Raw genomic sequence first — 15716 nt, 5'->3', positions numbered from 1 at the left:
ACGGCGGGACTCGACGGTGGGACTCGACGGCGGGCTAAGCGCGGAGGGTGCGCGCGACGAGCGGGACGCCGGGGCGGTAGGCGAGGTGGATGTGGCTGGGCGCGTCGAGGACGACGAGATCGGCGTGCGCGCCCGGACGCAGGTGCCCGACGTCATCGCGGCGGAGGGCCGCCGCGCCGCCCAGCGTCGCCGCCCGCAGCGCCTCGCCCGGCGTCAGCCCCATCTCGCGCACGGCCAACGCGATGCAGAACGGCATCGACGAGGTGAACGACGAGCCGGGGTTGCAGTCGCTCGCCAGCGCGACCGTGGCACCCGCCTCCAGCAGCCGCCGCCCGGACGGATACGGATGCCGCGTCGAGAACTCCACCCCGGGCAAGAGGGTCGCGACCGTCCGTGAGGCGGCCAGCTGCTCCACATCGTCGTCGCTCAGGTAGGTGCAGTGGTCGACGCTGGCCGCATCCAGCTCGACCGCCAGGGCAACGCCCTCGCCCGGCCCCAGCTGGGCGGCGTGCAGTCGCACACCGAGTCCGCGCCTGGCGCCGGCGGTGAGGATGCGGCGCGACTGCTCGACGGTGAAGGCGCCGGTCTCGCAGAAGACGTCGATCCAGCGGGACTGCGGCGCGCAGGCGTCCAGCATCGGGCCGGTGACGAGGCTCACATACGCCTCGGGGTCGTCGGCGTACTCCGCCGGAACCACATGCGCCCCCAGGTAGGTCGTCTCCTCCGTCACCTCGCGCGCCAGACGCAGCAGCCGTTCCTCGTCGGCAACCGTCAGTCCGTAGCCGCTCTTCACCTCGAACGTCGTCGTCCCCTGCGCGTGCAACTCTGCGACGAACCGCGCCAGGCGGTTACGCAGCTCGTCCTCCGTCGCGGCCCGGGTCGCCGCCACCGTGGACCGTATACCGCCCGCGGTATACGGTCGCCCCGCCATGCGCGCCTCGAACTCCGTGGCCCGGTCACCGCCGAAGACGAGGTGGGTGTGCGAGTCGACGAAACCGGGGATCACGGCCGCGCCATCGACCTCGACGATCTCGTCCGCATCCTCGCGTGGTGCCGTGGACGCCGGACCGGTCCAGGCCACGCGTCCGTCCACCGTCAGCACCGCAGCATCGCGGACGATGCCGAACGGCGCGGGATGCACGGGGTCGAACGTGACGAGCTCACCGATACCGGTGATCAGCGTGGCGGTCATCTCTCGGCGGCCGCTTGCGCAGCGGCGTTCTCGCGCATCGGGATGCGGAGCCCGCGCTCCTCCGCGACCTCGACTGCTCGGGGGTAGCCCGCATCCACATGCCGCATCACGCCGGTGCCCGGGTCGTTGATCAGCACGCGCTCGATCTTCTCCGCCGCAAGGGGCGTGCCGTCGGCGACGACCACCTGTCCGGCGTGGATGCTGCGCCCGATCCCGACGCCACCCCCGTGGTGCAGCGAGACCCAGGTCGCACCGGATGCGGTGTTCAGCAGAGCGTTGAGGAGCGGCCAGTCGGCGATGGCGTCCGAACCGTCGGCCATCGACTCGGTCTCGCGGTAGGGCGAGGCGACCGAGCCGGAGTCCAGGTGGTCGCGCCCGATGACCACCGGAGCCGAGAGCTCGCCGGAGGCGACCATCTCGTTGAACTTGAGGCCCGCGAGGTGCCGCTCCTTGTATCCCAGCCAGCAGATGCGTGCCGGCAACCCCTCGAAGTGCACCTTCTCGCCGGCCTGCGTGATCCAGCGGCGCAGGTGCTCGTCCTCCGGAAAGAGTTCCAGCACGGCACGGTCGGTCGCGGCGATGTCGGCCGGGTCGCCAGAGAGGGCCGCCCAGCGGAAAGGTCCCTTGCCCTCGGCGAAGAGCGGGCGGATGTACGCCGGGACGAACCCGGGGAAGGCGAACGCGCGGTCGTAGCCGCCGAGCTGCGCCTCGGTGCGGATCGAGTTGCCGTAGTCGAACACCTCGGCGCCCGCATCCTGGAAGCCGACCATCGCCTCCACCTGCGCGGCCATCGAGCGGCGCGCGTCATCGGTGAAGCCCTCGGGGTCGGCGGCGGCGCGCTCGCGCCACTCCTCCACCCCGTACCCGATCGGCAGGTAGCTGAGCGGGTCGTGGGCGCTCGTCTGGTCGGTGACGATGTCGATCGGGACGCCGCGGCGCAGCAGCTCGGGGAAGACCTCGGCAGCGTTGCCGACCACGCCGACCGACACGGCACGGCGCTCGTCCTTGGCGGCGAGCGACTGCGCGACGGCGTCGTCCAGGTCGTCGGCGAGCACATCCAGGTAGCCATGGTCGAGGCGGCGCTGCAGCCGGGAGCGGTCCACATCCACGATCAGCACGGCACCGCCGTTCATCGTTACCGCGAGCGGCTGTGCGCCACCCATGCCGCCGCAACCTCCGGTGAGCGTGAGGGTTCCGGCGAGGGTGCCGCCGAACCGCTTGCGAGCCACCGCGCCAAAGGTCTCGTACGTGCCCTGGAGGATGCCCTGCGAGCCGATGTAGATCCAGGAGCCGGCGGTCATCTGCCCGTACATCGTGAGCCCCAGCGCCTCCAGGCGGCGGAACTCGGGCCAGGTCGCCCAGTCGCCGACGAGGTTCGAGTTCGCGATCAGGACGCGCGGCGCCCACTCGTGCGTGCGGAAGACGCCGACGGGCTTGCCGGACTGCACCAGCAGGGTCTCGTCGGACTCCAGGTCGCGCAGGGTGCGGACGATCGCGTCGAACGCCTCCCAACTCCGAGCGGCACGGCCGGTGCCGCCGTAGACCACCAGGTCGTCGGGGCGCTCGGCGACGTCCGGGTCGAGGTTGTTCATGAGCATGCGCAGCGGGGCCTCCGTCTGCCAGCTCTTGGCGCTGAGCTCGGTGCCGTGCGCGGCGCGGACCGGTCGTGCTCCATCCATCGGTGTGATTCCTCTCTGTCGCCCAGCCATCCGTTGCTGAGTTTTTCGGGCTATCAGCGGCGATTCGGCCGAAAAAGTCAGGAGCTGTTGGCTTGGGGGCCGGGATTGGGGGTCGGAAGGGTGAGGGGTTAGGGGAGGCGGGCGGCGGCGCGCAGGGCGCCGGAGGTCACGAGGGCGTACGCGGCCTCGATCTCGGGCGCGAGGTGGCGGTCGGGGCCGGGGCCGGGCACGGTCTCGCGCAGGGCGGCGATGACGGCGCCGGTTGCGAGGCCGGGCTGCAGCGGCGCCCGCAGGTCGGTGCCGCGGGCGGCCGTCATGACCTCGATCGCGAGGACGCGGGCGAGGCCGTCGATCGCACGGCGGAGCTTCCGGGCGGCGGCCCATCCCATCGACACGTGGTCCTCCTGCATGGCAGACGACGGGATGCTGTCCACCGACGCGGGCGCGGCGAGCCGCTTGAGCTCCGAGACGATGCCGGCGGCGGTGTACTGGGCGATCATGAGTCCGGAGTCCACGCCGACCTCGTGCGCCAGGAACGGCGGCAGCCCCTGGTTGCGGGCCGGGTCGAGGAAGCGGTCGGTGCGGCGCTCCGACATGCTGGCGACGTCCGCGACGACGATGGCCAGGAAGTCGAGCACGTACGCGACGGGCGCCCCATGGAAGTTGCCGTTCGACTCGACCCGGCCATCCAGCGTGAGGACGGGGTTGTCGACGGCGGAGGCCAGCTCGCGGTCGGCGATGAGCTCTGCGTGGGCGACGGTGTCGCGGGCGGCCCCGTGCACCTGCGGCGAGCAGCGCAGCGAGTAGGCATCCTGCACACGCGTGCACTCCGGTCCCTTGTGGCTGGCGACGAGGGGGGATGCGGCGAGGAGCGCACGCAGGTTGGCGGCGGAGATCGCCTGCCCGGCTTGGGGCCGCAGTCGCTGCAGGTCGTCGGCGAAGACGGCGTCGGTGCCGAGCAGCGCCTCCACGCTCATCGCGGCGGCGATGTCGGCGTCGGTGAGCAGACCGTTGAGGTCGTGGATGGCGATCGCGAGCATCCCGAGCATCCCGTCGGTGCCGTTGATGAGGGCGAGCCCTTCCTTCTCGGCGAGCACGACCGGGCGGATGCCCGCGGCGGCCAGCGCGTCGGCCGCATCCACCAGCTCCCCGTCGACACGCACCGTTCCCTCTCCCATCGCGGCGAGTGCGCAGTGGGCGAGCGGCGCGAGGTCGCCCGAGCAGCCGAGCGACCCGTATTCGTGCACGATCGGGGTGATGTCGGCGTTGAGCAGGGCGGCGTAGGTCTCCACCGTCTCCGGCCGGGCCCCGGTGCGTCCGGTCATGAGGGTGGAGAGCCGCAGCAGCATGAGCGCCCGCACGACCTCGCGCTCGACCTCGGGTCCGGACCCAGCCGCGTGCGAACGCACGAGGCTCGCCTGCAGCTGCGCGCGGCGGTCGGCCGGGATGAACGTGGTGGCGAGCGCGCCGAAACCCGTCGAGATGCCGTAGTGCGGTTCGGTGTCGTCGGCCAGGGCTTCGACGATGGCGCGGGAGGCGGCGACGCCGTCGAGTGCGGCAGGGTCGAGCTCGATGCGGGCGTCATGCCGGGCGACGGAGACGACGTCGGCGATGGTGAGGGGTCCGGCGCCGACGGTGACGGAGGTCTGGGTCTGGAGCATGTTCCGATCCTCGCGCCGGGCGTTCTGGTGCGCCTCCGCTGTAGGCTCCTCAGTGTCCGGTATCCCAGACAAAACGAGCGGAGCGGAGGGGATGCGATGAGCAAGGTACCCGCCGCCGAGAACACTCTGCGCGTGCTCGCGTACCTCGGCGCGCAGCGCGGGCCCGCTCCCGCCGCCGCCATCGCCACCGCTCTCGGGCTCCCGCGCTCGACGGTCTACCACCTGCTCGCCGTGCTGACCGAGCACGGTTTCGTGCTGCACTTCCCGGAAGCCCGGCGCTACGGTCTGGGTGTCGCCGCCTACGAACTGTCGAGCGCGTTCTCCCGACAGCAGCCGCTGAGCCGGCTCGGCCGGCCGATCGTCGCCGCACTCGTCGACGCCATCGGCGAGTCCGGCCACGTCGCCGTGCTGCACGGCCGGGACGTCGTCTACATCGTGGAGGAGCGCGCGCCACGACGGCCGCGGCTGGTGACCGACGTCGGCGTACGGCTCCCGGCGCACCTCACCGCGAGCGGGCGGGCGCTGCTCGCGACGCTCCCACGGGAGCAGTTGCGCGCGCTGTACCCGGATTCGGACGCCTTCGAGGACCGCACCGGCTCGGGCCCGCACTCGTACGCCGAGCTCCGTCGCGTCGTCACCGAGGCGCGCGAGCGCGGCTACGCGACCGAAGACGGCGACGTCACGCCCGGCTTCGCCTCGGTCGCAGTGTCCGTCCGCGACCACGCGGGCTGGCCGGCCGCGGGAATCGCCGTCACGTTCCCGCGCGACAACGTGCCGCCAGGGGGATGGGATGCGCTCGCCGCGCGCGTGCGCGAGGCGGCCGCCGAGCTCTCCCGGCGCATCCGGGGCAGCTGACGGCCCTCCCCGTCAGTGGGTCGCGACCGCCAGCGCTTTCGCGTAGCAGACCGAGAACTCGTCGCCGACGTACGGGCCGAAGTTAGGGATGCGCGCATAGCCGGCGCGCTCGTACAGAGCGATCGCGGCGTGCTGCAGCGGGCCCGTCTCCAGACGCAGTTCGGCCACGCCTACATCCGCGGCAGCCGACTCCAGCGCACCCAGCAGCGAGCGCGCGAGCCCGCGACCGCGAGCATCCTCGTGGACGAACATCCGCTTGAGCTCGCCGCTCGGCTCGCCGTCGGCCGCGCTCACGACCAACGCGGCCATCCCGAGCGCCCGCCCGTCGGTACGCGCGACGAACACCGTGACTCCCGGCTTCTCGAGCTCTGAGACGTCGAGGAGGTAGCAGCTGTCGGCGGGATACAGCGCGAACGCGAACTCATCGCTCAGCCTCAGCAGCTCCTCCACCTCAGGCTGACGCGGAGGCTCCGGCCGGATCTCGATCGACATGCATCGATCGTATCCGCGCCGTGTTTCGCTCAGATCACGCCCGCGCGGGAGTGCGATTCTCGGCGCTGACCATCCACGCGAACTGCTCGAGCCGCTCGATGATCGCGTGCAGGAGGTCCGCCGAGGTCGGGTCCTCCTCGTCGACATCGTCGTGAACGTCGCGCATCGTCCGCACCACCGATTCGAGCCGCTCGGTGATCAGGTCGACCGTCTCGGTGGTGTCCACCTCGCCGTTCGGGAACTCCGGCAGGCTGGTCTGCTCGGCGACCGTCGCGCTGCGCCCGTCCGGCGTCGCATGCAGGGCACGGAGGCGCTCGGCGACGTCGTCGCTGAACTCGCGGGCGGCCTCGACGATCTCATCCAACTGCAGGTGGAGGTCGCGGAAGTTGCGCCCGACCACGTTCCAGTGCGCCTGCTTGCCCTGAAGGTGCAGCTCGATCAGGTCGACGTGCACGCGCTGGAGGTTCTGGGCGAGTTCGGTGGACGCGACGAAGCCGCGCTCGGCGTGCTCGCGGCGGGTGGACGCAACGCCCACGGCGGCGGTGCGGCGCACCGCAGCGGTCTTGGGTGCGCCCTTCGGCGCGGCCTTCTTGGCGCTCGTCTTCGTCTGGCTGGTGGCCACGATGGGTCCCTTCTGTTCGATGGACAACGCAGACGATAGGCCGCGGATGGCGCTTGCGGAACCGGGTTGACAGTGTCGGAAAACTCTTGGCACTCTCCGGTCAAGAGTGCTAACATCTCTGGTCGAAAAGGGAGCGCAAAGGCGCTCCCACCAGCAGTTACTCGAGAAGAGAGGGGTACATCCAATGGCCATGTCGTTCGATCCTTTCTCCCAGCTGGACCGGATCGCACAGAGCGTCTTCGACACCAGCCGCCAGCCGCGCCTCATGCCGGTCGACCTCTTCCGTGAGGGGGATCGCTACGTCCTGAACGCCGACCTGCCCGGCGCCGACCCGGCGTCGGTCGACATCGACGTCGACGGCCACCTGCTCACCATCCGTGCGGTGCGCAGCGCGGCCGACCGCGACGGGGCGCGCTGGCTCGCCCAGGAGCGCCCGTACGGTGCGTACATGCGGCAGTTCACGATCGGCGACGACGTCGACCCGGACGGCATCACCGCCTCGTACGACAACGGCGTGCTCAGCGTGATCATCCCGGTCGCCGAGCGGGCCAAGCCACGCAAGATCGCGGTGGAGTCGTCGCACGACAGCGGTGCGAAGGCGGTCTCGGCCGGCTGATAGCGCGCACCACCGGATCAGCGCACAAGGGCGCGTCGTCAGCTGGCGGCGCGCCCTCGCGCCACCCACTCCAGCCGCCGCAGCGTCTCGGCGTTGCGTACGTGCAGGAGGGCGTCGGCGATCGGGCCCGGGATCAACGTGACGAGCCCGGTGAGCGGGTACTCCTCCATCCGTACGATGCAGCCGCCCGCGCGCGGCTTGACGTCGACGATCACGCGTTCGGAGCCGAACGGGCGCGTCTTCGCCTCCAGCACCATCCGGCGCGGCGGATCCCACTCGTCGATGCGGGTCGCGTCGTTGAGGACGAGCGGCCAGACCCCGATGGAGTGGTGCAGGCGGGAGCCGACGGCCGGGTAGCGGCTGTCCGCGGCGCGCAGGCGGGACGCACCCACCACCCACGTCGGGTACACCCAGGGGTCGGCGAAGACGGCGAAGACCTGCTCTGGCGTGCAGGCCATACGGCGGACGTTGACGGACATCGGATCACTGCTCCCGGCTGGTGGGCGGATGGAGGGAATCGGGGACGAGCGGCGGCGTGGCGGAGGAGAAGGTCTGATCCGGCCCGGGTGCGAGGTCGGGCATCCGGCCGATACCGAACTCGTGACGCAGCGCGCTGCGTGCGGCGTAGTAGCCGCCGAGTCCGTGGACGCCCGGCCCCGGCGCGGCGGACGCGGAGGCCAGGTACAGGCCGCGTCCCGGCATCCGCCAGGGATCGGGGGAGAGGACGGGACGCGCGATCAGCTGCGCGAAGTCGGGCGCCCCCGCCGAGATGTCGCCCCCGATGTAGTTCGGGTTGTGCTGCTCCATCTGGACAGCGTTCATAGTCGACGTCCCGATGATCAGGTCGCGGAACCCCGGGGCGAACTGCTCGATGCGGCGGATGATCGCCTCCGTCTGGTCCTCCGTGGAGCCGCGAGGGACGTGGGTGTAGGTCCACAGCACGTGCTTGCCCGCCGGAGCCCGGGTCGCGTCGAACAGCGAAGGCTGTGAGACGAGCACATACGGAGGGTTGCTGTGGCGGCCGGCCGCGACCTCCCGCTCGGCCCGAGCGACCTCCCCCTGGGAGCCGCCGAGGTGGACGGTGCCGGTCTCGAACAGTTCCGGGTTCGTCCACGGCACCGGGCCGGACAGCGCGAAGTCGGCCTTGAAGACGCCATTGCCGTCGCGGAACCGGGACACCTTCGCCAGGTATCCGGCCGCGAGCCGATCCTCACCGAGGCGGGCCGCCGTCTTGACATGCGTGTCGAACACGACGACGCGGGATTCCGGCAGCTCCGCCAGCGAGTCGACCGGCGTATCTGTCACGATCTCGCCCCCGTGGGCCTCGATGTCGGCCACCATGGCATTCGCGATCGACTGGCTGCCGCCGACCGGGATGGGCCAGCCGCGGGCATGCGCGTACGTCGCCAGGGTCAGTCCGGCGGCGGCGCCGGCCACACTCGGCAGCGGAAGGGTCGTGTGCGCGAAGACTCCCGCGAGCAGGGCGCCGGGAGCTTCGGTGCGGAATGGGAGGTCCCACCACGGGCCGCCCAGGGCGAGCGCGCTCAACCCGAACCGGGCAGCGACGAGAGGATGCCGGGGCAGCTGCAGCAGCGCCGATCCGGTGAACTGGGCCACTGCGTCCGCCTCGCGGACCAGCGGACCGAGGAGCGCTCGCCATGCCGGTCCGTCCACTCCGAGCCCGTCGACGGTGCGCTCCAGATCGAGGTACGCCATCGCCACACGGCCGCCCTCGAGCGGATTGCCGTACGACGCCGTCGGAACCACGAAGCGCACGCGCTTGTCGAGGCCGAACCGGCGGAAGAAGCCGGATGCGAACGCCAGCGGATGCACGGCGGAGCAGATGTCGTGCCGGAACCCGGGCAATGTCAGCTCCTCGGTGCGGAGGCCGCCGCCGATCGTGGCGTTGCGCTCGTACACCCGAACGGAGAGTCCGGCGCGGGCCAGCGTCACGGCAGCGGAGAGCCCGTTCGGGCCCGAACCGATCACGACGGCGTCGAGCCGGTTCGCCGAGGATGACGTCATACCCCCTGTATACCCCGTCGCCGCATCCGCGCCGAGGGCGATGGGCAGCCCGTTCTCAGCATCCATGGAGTATCGTTGGAAGGTCGGCTCTTGACACTGCGCGATCTGCGTAGATGGGTTTGTAAGTCAAGTGGGCCGGTTCTGCACCCGATCAGCGGTGCAGATCACACAATCGTGAACGGCCCCGGACAGTGTTCGCCCGGGATTCATACGGTGCGCTTCGGCGTGCCGCCGCGCACTCGACATGAACCCAGGAAGAACATCCATGCCCGGATATAACAACGACCGACGATCGCAGCAGCCGTCCCGAGGCGGAGCGCCCAAGAACGGCAGCCGCAGCCCCAAGCACCGCGGCTACCGCGCCGAGGAGCCCGCGGACGGCAAGAAGGCCCGCTGGAGCGCGGAGGACCGCGCCGCGCGCGGCCGCACCGTCTACGGCTCGCGCGACGACAACGCCGGCCGCGCCCGCGGAGAGCGCCCCAACTGGGAGCCCCGCGGCAAGGATGCGCGCCGCACCGAGCGCGTGTGGGAAGAGCGTGCACCGCGCCAGGACCGCCCGCGCCGCGATGGCGACGAGCGTCCGCGCCGCGACTCCGACGAGCGTCCGCGCCGTTCGTTCGATGACCGTGCTGACCGTCCGCGTCGTGACTTCGGTGACCGCACGGAGCGTCCCCGTCGTGACTCCGACGACCGTCCGCGTCGTTCGTTCGACGACCGTGCTGACCGTCCGCGTCGTGACTTCGGTGACCGGACGGAGCGTCCGCGTCGTGACTCCGACGACCGTCCGCGTCGTTCGTTCGATGACCGTGCCGAGCGTCCGCGTCGTGACTTCGGTGACCGCACCGAGCGCCCCCGTCGTGACTCCGACGACCGTCCGCGTCGTTCCTTCGACGACCGTGCCGAGCGTCCTCGCCGTGACTCCGCCGACCGTCCGCGTCGCGAGTACGACGACCGCCCGCGTCGTTCGTTCGACGACCGTGCCGAGCGTCCCCGTCGTGACTTCGGTGACCGCACCGAGCGTCCGCGTCGTGACGCCGACGAGCGTCCGCGTCGTGAGTCGTCCTTCTACCCGTCCCGCGATGAGAAGCCAGCCTTCCAGCCGACCGACGATGTCGTGCTCGAGCGCCTCCAGGCCGACGCCATCCAGACGGAGGACGTCGAGGGCGTGAGCTTCGCCGACCTCGGACTCGGCGGCAACATCGTCCGGGCGCTCGCCGAGCTCGGCGCCGAGAAGCCGTTCCCCATCCAGGCGGCCACCCTCCCCGACGTTCTCGCGGGCAAGGATGTGCTCGGCCGCGGCCGCACCGGCTCCGGCAAGACCATCGCCTTCGGCGCCCCGCTCGTGGAGCGCCTCATGCAGCAGTGGGCCGAGCAGGGCAAGGCCGGCGGCAAGCGCCAGTTCGGGCGTGCGCCGCGTGCGCTCATCCTCGCTCCGACCCGCGAGCTGGCACTGCAGATCGACCGCACCGTCCAGCCGATCGCCCGCAGCGTCGGCCTCTTCACCACGCAGATCTACGGCGGTGTCCCGCAGGGCCGCCAGGTCGGCGCTCTGCAGCGCGGCGTGGACATCGTGATCGGCACTCCCGGTCGTATCGAGGACCTCGTCGAGCAGGGTCGCCTCGACCTCAGCGAGGTCATGGTCACCGTCCTCGACGAGGCCGACCACATGTGCGACCTCGGCTTCCTCGAGCCGGTGCAGCGCATCCTGCGTCAGACCTCCGAGGGCGGCCAGAAGCTGCTCTTCTCGGCCACCCTCGACTCGGGTGTGGCGCAGCTGGTGGACGAGTTCCTCGTCGACCCGGCCGTGCACGAGGTGGCGGGCGAGGACCAGGCGTCCTCGACCATCGACCACCGCGTGCTCGTGATCGAGCACCGCGACAAGGGCGCCATCATCGAGCAGCTCGCCGACCGCGAGGGCAAGACCCTGGTCTTCGCCCGCACCCGCGCCTTCGCCGAGATGCTCGCCGAGCAGCTGGACGACGCCGGCATCCCGGCCGTCAGCCTCCACGGCGACCTCAACCAGTCACGCCGTACGCGCAACCTGGCCCAGCTGACCAGCGGTCGCGTGAACGTGCTGGTGGCGACGGATGTCGCAGCCCGCGGCATCCACGTGGACGACATCGACCTGGTCATCCAGGCCGACGCCCCGGACGAGTACAAGACGTACCTGCACCGCTCCGGCCGCACCGGCCGCGCCGGCAAGCAGGGCACGGTCATCACCCTGATTCCGCGTCAGCGTCAGCGTCGCATGTCCGAGCTGCTCGGTCGCGCCGAGATCGAGGCCGACTTCGTGCCCACCGCCCCCGGCGACGACATCCGGCTGACCTTCGGGCAGTAACTTCCCTATCGGCCGTACGCCCGTCCGTGAGCGCGTTTTGCTCCGGGCGGGCGTACCGGTTTAACCGGTGTTCCGGTCGCCACTGCGGCCACCCTGCGGCCAAGCAGAAACATGCTGCCTATCGATACGATATTTCGTGTAAGAACATGAGTTCTGGATGAAAGGTGGCCCCTATGGCTGTTATTAGCGTTACCCCGGAAGAACTGAAGACCCAGGCGCAGGTGTACCTCCGCGCCAAGGAAGAGATCGATCAGGCTGTTCAGAAGGTGAACAGCATGAACAGCACCATCGCCGAAGAGTGGAAGGGCGCTGCGTTCGAGGCATACCTCGTTCAGTACGAGCAGCTGTATAAGAACGTCCAGCAGTTCGAGGAGCTCCTCAGGAGCATCAACGAGCAGCTGAACAAGTACGCCGACACGGTGCAGGACCGTGACACTCAGGATGCCCAGAGCTTCGGCTTCTGAGCCGAGCGCCGTCCGCCGGCGCCTGCGGATGTTCGGTGCGGCCGTCGCTCTTGCGCTGAGCCTCGCCGGGTTCGCAGCCGTTACTGCCCGAGCCGATGCCGACACGGGCACCGGCTCGGGCGGTGACGGGAGCCTCCAGCTGATCCCCGAGGTCATCACGAACTCGGGTCTGACCGCTGGGGGCTCGAACGATTTCCCGGTGAAGTCGGAGTTGTTCCTCCCCACGATGGATCAGCGGGTGAAGGCTCTCGAGAAGTCCGACGCTACGATCACACAGGCGGTCGGTAGCGTCAGCTTCGAGCCGCACCTGAATCCGCTCTTCGAACACGACCAATCGGCGACCCGCCGTAGCTTGTTCGCCGAATACACGCCGCAGGGGCTCCCGTCCACGAAGGTCGAGGACGCGACCACGACCACCGACAGCTGGCTGATCGTCATGCTGGTGGGTGCCGTCCCGTTGACCATTCTCGCGGTGTTCGTGGGCCGAAAGACCGCATCGAGACGAGTGAAGAGACATGGCAGATCGACACATTGACGTCAGCATCGAGCTGAACGGGAAGCAGCTCGACCTCCGGGTCCCGGCCGCCGTTACGCTCGCACGACTGACCGAACTCCTTACTCAGGTGCTCCGCGAGCACAATATCGGCATGCCGCCGATATGGAGGTTGCGGCTGAAAGACAAGCCGATCGCCCTCGGCCAGTTCGATGTGATCAGCGATTTCCCGGTCGGCGACGGAGACGTGCTGGCCGTCGTCACCCCATGAGCGGGTGCACCCGCACCACGGAGTAGAGCGTCCCGAACGGGCGACCGATCAGAGACGCAGAGATCGGTCGCCATTCGGGGTCGACGCGGGCATCGCTCGCGACCGCGCAGCTCAATCTGCCCATCCCGTCATGAAGCAACGTCGCTACCGACGGGCGCGAGTCAAGAGGTAGCTTTTGAGGCGGCGTTCTTGCGGCGGCGCGCTATCAGCCAGCAGGTCAGGGATCCGATCAGCGATCCCGCTGCGAAGACCATGAGCAATCGAAGATCGAACCAGCTGGCGACCGGACTCTCCGTCACGGGCGTCCGATCCGTGGTCGTCACGGGGTTCGCGAAGGACTCGTAGATCGCAGCCGGGTCCGCGCCGGAGGCGCGGGTGTTCGCGAGCACCGTGGCGAACCGCTTGCTGTACTCGCTGCTCACCGACACGTCGCCGGTGCCCGTGGCGATGGTGCCCTTCATCGCGTCGAGGACAGCCTGCGCGTCAGCCTGCGTCTTCGTCACGCCCTGAATCAGCGTGTCGAACTGGGCCGTGTTGTCCGTGATGATTTGGGCGCTGGCAGCGACGCCCGCGGCGCTCTGGCTGGTGGCCGCTACTAGCTGGCTGAGGCTCTGGTAAAGAGCCGGCCCAGTGCGTTCGTCCAGATAGAGCTCCGTCTTGCCCGCTTCCTGTCCGTTCCACGGGATGGTGTCGAGCTGGATGATGGTGTTGGATTTCGCCTCCCAGAGGGCGGGAGCCGCGCTCAGGCTGGCCATCGCCCGGGCATACCAGTTCTCGAGGTCAGCGACGGCAGAAGAGAAATAGGTGTTGGACAGCTGAAGGCCGTTCAGTGTGGCGATGTTGGCCTCGATGCTGTGCAGCTGACCCTCGGCGCTCCGGATCTGCGCGACGATCGCGGCGATGTTCTCCTGGCCGAGCGAGCGGTAGGCGTCGACGTCCGCGCCGCTCAAGCGGCCGGCAATGGTGGACGGGTCGATGGTCCCGTAGCGGTTGAAGACGGACTCGGTGCTGTGGTCGTCGAACTTGTCGGAGACCGTCGCCATGAACGTTTCGAGATCGTCGCTGGGATCGCCGTAGAGGAACAGCAGGAGGTTCGAAGCTGTCTGGACGTTGCCGAGGTAGGAAGTGATGGCGGCGAAGTCGTCGCCACCGATCCGCTCTTTGGCGGCGTCCGAGGGGACCAGGAGATACACGTCGGCTCCAAGGTTCAGCGGCGCCGCTTCCGCCCCGGATGCGGTGTCCTGCGCCGAGTAAGCGACCGTTGCGCTACCCGCGAGGTCCTCCAGGTCGATGACATACGTCAGCATGACGGTCAGCGGGTCGCTACCGCCGGAGTTGTCGATGGTGGCTGTCTCCTCCGTCGGGTCGATGGCAACGCATTCCGGAGTGACCGACGGGCACGTGGGCACCGCCGCACCGACGCCGACGGTGACATCGGTCAGTGGGAGGGGTTCGGGCAGGGTGACGCTCACCCGGTAGCGCGTTCCCGCGGGCACGGTCACGGGGAGGCTCTTGGTCACCGTCTGCGCGGTGGCTTGCGTAGCGGGATAGACCAGGCTCAGGTTCGGAGGGGTGATTCCGTTGGCCTGACCGTACGTGCGGATCAGGTCGAGGTACTCCAGGAACGCGGGGACATCAAAGCCGGTGTTCTCCTGCAGCGCCTCGAGCAGCCCGGTGTACTGCGCGGCGTCTGTCGGAATCGTCCTGACCAGCTCCCCCATTTTCGTCTTGTACCTCTCGACGGCCCCGGCGGTCGAACCGTCGGCGCCGAAGCTCGTGGCGACATTCTCTGCCAGAGCCTTCCTGGCCAACACGGGCGTCAATGTGCCGGGGTCGACCTCGTAGTGCCCGTCGTCGATCGACACGTCGTCGATCGTGAAGTACTCGTTGAGCAGGCTGGTCTCCAGAGACTCGAGCCGGTGCATGGCGTCCGTGACGGCGTCCCGCTGGCCCCGGAGCACGCCGCTCATGCTCGCAACGCTCGCGTTGTGGTCGAGGGCGAGCTTGTCGTAGTCCGCGACCTTGTGGACCAGCTCCGCCAGCACGCCGGTGCGGGCGCCGTTGCCGGCCGTGGACGAGAAGCCGTTTAAGCCGGTCCACGTGCCGTCGCCTGTAGCCAGCCCGTCGATGTGGTCGGAGAAGGCCTGGTCGTAGAAGCCCTTGTCCGAGGTTTCCTGGTCCGTGAGCGCCGCGTTGCCGTTGGAGACGTTCGTGCGGGCGATCTGCTCCTGAAGCGTGAAGTAGTCGGTGAGGCTGGGCTGTTGCGCGCCGAGCGACTCGCTGATCGAAGTCAACGTGCCGGTCGTGCTCGTGGTGAAGCCGTTCTGTGAGGAGATCCACGCCGAGTTCAGGGACTGCAGGATGCCGGCCAGGCTGACGCTGCTCCCGTAACTCTTGTCCGTCGTCTCGAGGTCGGGGTACAGCGAACCGGACAGTTGGCTGACGACGGCCGACTCGCTCGCGACGACGGATTGCATATTCATCTGTGCGCCCGAGATGTTGCCGGCGATGCTCGCGAAGTACATCTTCACGACGCGGATGTTGAAATCGTGCAGGATCGTGGAGACCTCGTTCTGGAGGCGCTGATGCGAGAGGTCGTCGTCATCGACGACCTTGTACTCGACGGTCGCTTTGGCCGGATTGATGTCCTGAAAGGTCAGGATGTCCCGCGTGAACGACCGAGGGAGGACGACCACCGCGTTCACCGACTTGTCCGAGTAGGCGTTCTCGGCGACCGCGCGCGAGACCACCTCCCAGTTGTACTGGTTGTCGTTGGAGACCAGGCTGACGAACTCCTTGCCGAACAGGTAGTCGTCTCCGTTGAAGGCCGCTGGCTCGTCCTCGTTGACCAGCGCGATCGTCGGCGTGGTGGATGCCCGCGCGGCGGTGTCGCCGCCGAACAGGACGGTGGAGCCGACCAGCAGGGCAGCCAGCGTCAGCGTTCCGAGGCTCACGAGAACCTTCTTGAGCATGGGCACTCTCCCGGGTGTGGTGCGACTCCGCCGGTG

The 15716-nt window shown here is 69.3% G+C and carries 14 protein-coding genes; 6 read left to right on the top strand and 8 right to left on the bottom strand.

Annotated elements, in window-relative coordinates; genetic code table 11:
• Window positions 1-34 precede the first annotated feature (34 nt).
• From hutI to hutH, 3 genes are all read right to left on the bottom strand, one after another.
• Window positions 35-1192 (bottom strand): imidazolonepropionase, encoded by a 1158-nt coding sequence (gene hutI / locus AB7E03_RS10605; RefSeq protein WP_489941375.1) that lies wholly within the window; start codon window positions 1190-1192, stop codon window positions 35-37.
• On the bottom strand, window positions 1189-2871 hold the full coding sequence (gene hutU / locus AB7E03_RS10600; protein WP_489941374.1) for a urocanate hydratase: 1683 nt from the start codon (window positions 2869-2871) through the stop codon (window positions 1189-1191). The genes hutI and hutU overlap by 4 nt, the downstream gene beginning before the upstream one ends.
• Window positions 2872-2999: 128 nt before the next feature.
• Window positions 3000-4532 carry a histidine ammonia-lyase gene (gene hutH, locus AB7E03_RS10595; protein WP_489941373.1) on the bottom strand — a complete coding sequence of 511 codons (1533 nt, stop codon included), beginning with the start codon at window positions 4530-4532 and terminating at the stop codon, window positions 3000-3002.
• A 96-nt stretch (window positions 4533-4628) separates the two neighbouring features.
• Between hutH and AB7E03_RS10590 the strand changes: the two genes are divergently transcribed.
• Window positions 4629-5387 carry an IclR family transcriptional regulator gene (locus AB7E03_RS10590; RefSeq protein WP_489941372.1) on the top strand — a complete coding sequence of 253 codons (759 nt, stop codon included), beginning with the start codon at window positions 4629-4631 and terminating at the stop codon, window positions 5385-5387.
• A gap of 12 nt (window positions 5388-5399) precedes the next feature.
• On the opposite strand, the gene AB7E03_RS10585 is transcribed toward AB7E03_RS10590, so the two are convergent.
• Together AB7E03_RS10585 and AB7E03_RS10580 are read right to left on the bottom strand one after the other, a co-directional pair.
• On the bottom strand, window positions 5400-5879 hold the full coding sequence (locus AB7E03_RS10585) for a GNAT family N-acetyltransferase (protein ID WP_489941371.1): 480 nt from the start codon (window positions 5877-5879) through the stop codon (window positions 5400-5402).
• A gap of 34 nt (window positions 5880-5913) precedes the next feature.
• Window positions 5914-6501 (bottom strand): Dps family protein, encoded by a 588-nt coding sequence (locus AB7E03_RS10580; protein WP_489941370.1) that lies wholly within the window; start codon window positions 6499-6501, stop codon window positions 5914-5916.
• Window positions 6502-6685: 184 nt separating this feature from the next.
• Between AB7E03_RS10580 and AB7E03_RS10575 the strand changes: the two genes are divergently transcribed.
• Window positions 6686-7117: an Hsp20/alpha crystallin family protein gene (locus tag AB7E03_RS10575; protein WP_441780893.1), complete on the top strand. Its 432-nt coding sequence runs from the start codon at window positions 6686-6688 to the stop codon at window positions 7115-7117.
• 38 nt (window positions 7118-7155) lie between these two features.
• Here AB7E03_RS10575 and AB7E03_RS10570 read toward each other — a convergent pair whose 3' ends face one another.
• Window positions 7156-7596 carry an SRPBCC family protein gene (locus AB7E03_RS10570; RefSeq protein ID WP_489941369.1) on the bottom strand — a complete coding sequence of 147 codons (441 nt, stop codon included), beginning with the start codon at window positions 7594-7596 and terminating at the stop codon, window positions 7156-7158.
• 4 nt (window positions 7597-7600) lie between these two features.
• Window positions 7601-9142, bottom strand: coding sequence for a phytoene desaturase family protein (locus AB7E03_RS10565; protein ID WP_489942900.1), 1542 nt, complete (start codon window positions 9140-9142; stop codon window positions 7601-7603).
• Window positions 9143-9407: 265 nt separating this feature from the next.
• Here AB7E03_RS10565 and AB7E03_RS10560 point away from each other — a divergent pair, with 265 nt between their 5' ends.
• The 4 genes from AB7E03_RS10560 (at window position 9408) to AB7E03_RS10545 (ending at window position 12708) form a co-directional block, all read left to right on the top strand.
• Entirely contained in the window at window positions 9408-11480 is a 2073-nt protein-coding gene (locus AB7E03_RS10560) for a DEAD/DEAH box helicase (RefSeq protein WP_489941368.1), read from the top strand.
• Window positions 11481-11653: 173 nt separating this feature from the next.
• The gene (locus AB7E03_RS10555; protein ID WP_489941367.1) at window positions 11654-11944 is read left to right on the top strand and encodes a WXG100 family type VII secretion target; all 291 of its coding nucleotides are present in this window, start codon (window positions 11654-11656) and stop codon (window positions 11942-11944) included.
• Window positions 11922-12479 (top strand): hypothetical protein, encoded by a 558-nt coding sequence (locus AB7E03_RS10550; protein ID WP_489941366.1) that lies wholly within the window; start codon window positions 11922-11924, stop codon window positions 12477-12479. The genes AB7E03_RS10555 and AB7E03_RS10550 overlap by 23 nt, the downstream gene beginning before the upstream one ends.
• Window positions 12460-12708: an EsaB/YukD family protein gene (locus AB7E03_RS10545; protein WP_489941365.1), complete on the top strand. Its 249-nt coding sequence runs from the start codon at window positions 12460-12462 to the stop codon at window positions 12706-12708. The genes AB7E03_RS10550 and AB7E03_RS10545 overlap by 20 nt, the downstream gene beginning before the upstream one ends.
• Window positions 12709-12869: 161 nt before the next feature.
• Here the strand turns inward: AB7E03_RS10545 and esaA are convergent, their stop codons facing one another.
• On the bottom strand, window positions 12870-15662 hold the full coding sequence (gene esaA, locus AB7E03_RS10540; protein ID WP_489941364.1) for a type VII secretion protein EsaA: 2793 nt from the start codon (window positions 15660-15662) through the stop codon (window positions 12870-12872).
• Window positions 15663-15716 lie beyond the last annotated feature (54 nt).

The organism is Leifsonia sp. RCC_180 (assembly GCF_058138205.1).
Note: the sequence above shows the minus strand (reverse complement) of the source record. Positions and strands in the feature narration are given on the sequence as shown.

Coding starts and splice junctions, on each gene's coding strand:
- hutI (WP_489941375.1), bottom strand. CDS start 1,192: ATGACCGCCACGCTGATCACCGGTATCGGTGAGCTCGTCACGTTCGAC.
- hutU (WP_489941374.1), bottom strand. CDS start 2,871: ATGGATGGAGCACGACCGGTCCGCGCCGCGCACGGCACCGAGCTCAGC.
- hutH (WP_489941373.1), bottom strand. CDS start 4,532: ATGCTCCAGACCCAGACCTCCGTCACCGTCGGCGCCGGACCCCTCACC.
- AB7E03_RS10590 (WP_489941372.1), top strand. CDS start 4,629: ATGAGCAAGGTACCCGCCGCCGAGAACACTCTGCGCGTGCTCGCGTAC.
- AB7E03_RS10585 (WP_489941371.1), bottom strand. CDS start 5,879: ATGTCGATCGAGATCCGGCCGGAGCCTCCGCGTCAGCCTGAGGTGGAG.
- AB7E03_RS10575 (WP_441780893.1), top strand. CDS start 6,686: ATGGCCATGTCGTTCGATCCTTTCTCCCAGCTGGACCGGATCGCACAG.
- AB7E03_RS10570 (WP_489941369.1), bottom strand. CDS start 7,596: ATGTCCGTCAACGTCCGCCGTATGGCCTGCACGCCAGAGCAGGTCTTC.
- AB7E03_RS10565 (WP_489942900.1), bottom strand. CDS start 9,142: ATGACGTCATCCTCGGCGAACCGGCTCGACGCCGTCGTGATCGGTTCG.
- AB7E03_RS10560 (WP_489941368.1), top strand. CDS start 9,408: ATGCCCGGATATAACAACGACCGACGATCGCAGCAGCCGTCCCGAGGC.
- AB7E03_RS10555 (WP_489941367.1), top strand. CDS start 11,654: ATGGCTGTTATTAGCGTTACCCCGGAAGAACTGAAGACCCAGGCGCAG.
- AB7E03_RS10550 (WP_489941366.1), top strand. CDS start 11,922: ATGCCCAGAGCTTCGGCTTCTGAGCCGAGCGCCGTCCGCCGGCGCCTG.
- AB7E03_RS10545 (WP_489941365.1), top strand. CDS start 12,460: ATGGCAGATCGACACATTGACGTCAGCATCGAGCTGAACGGGAAGCAG.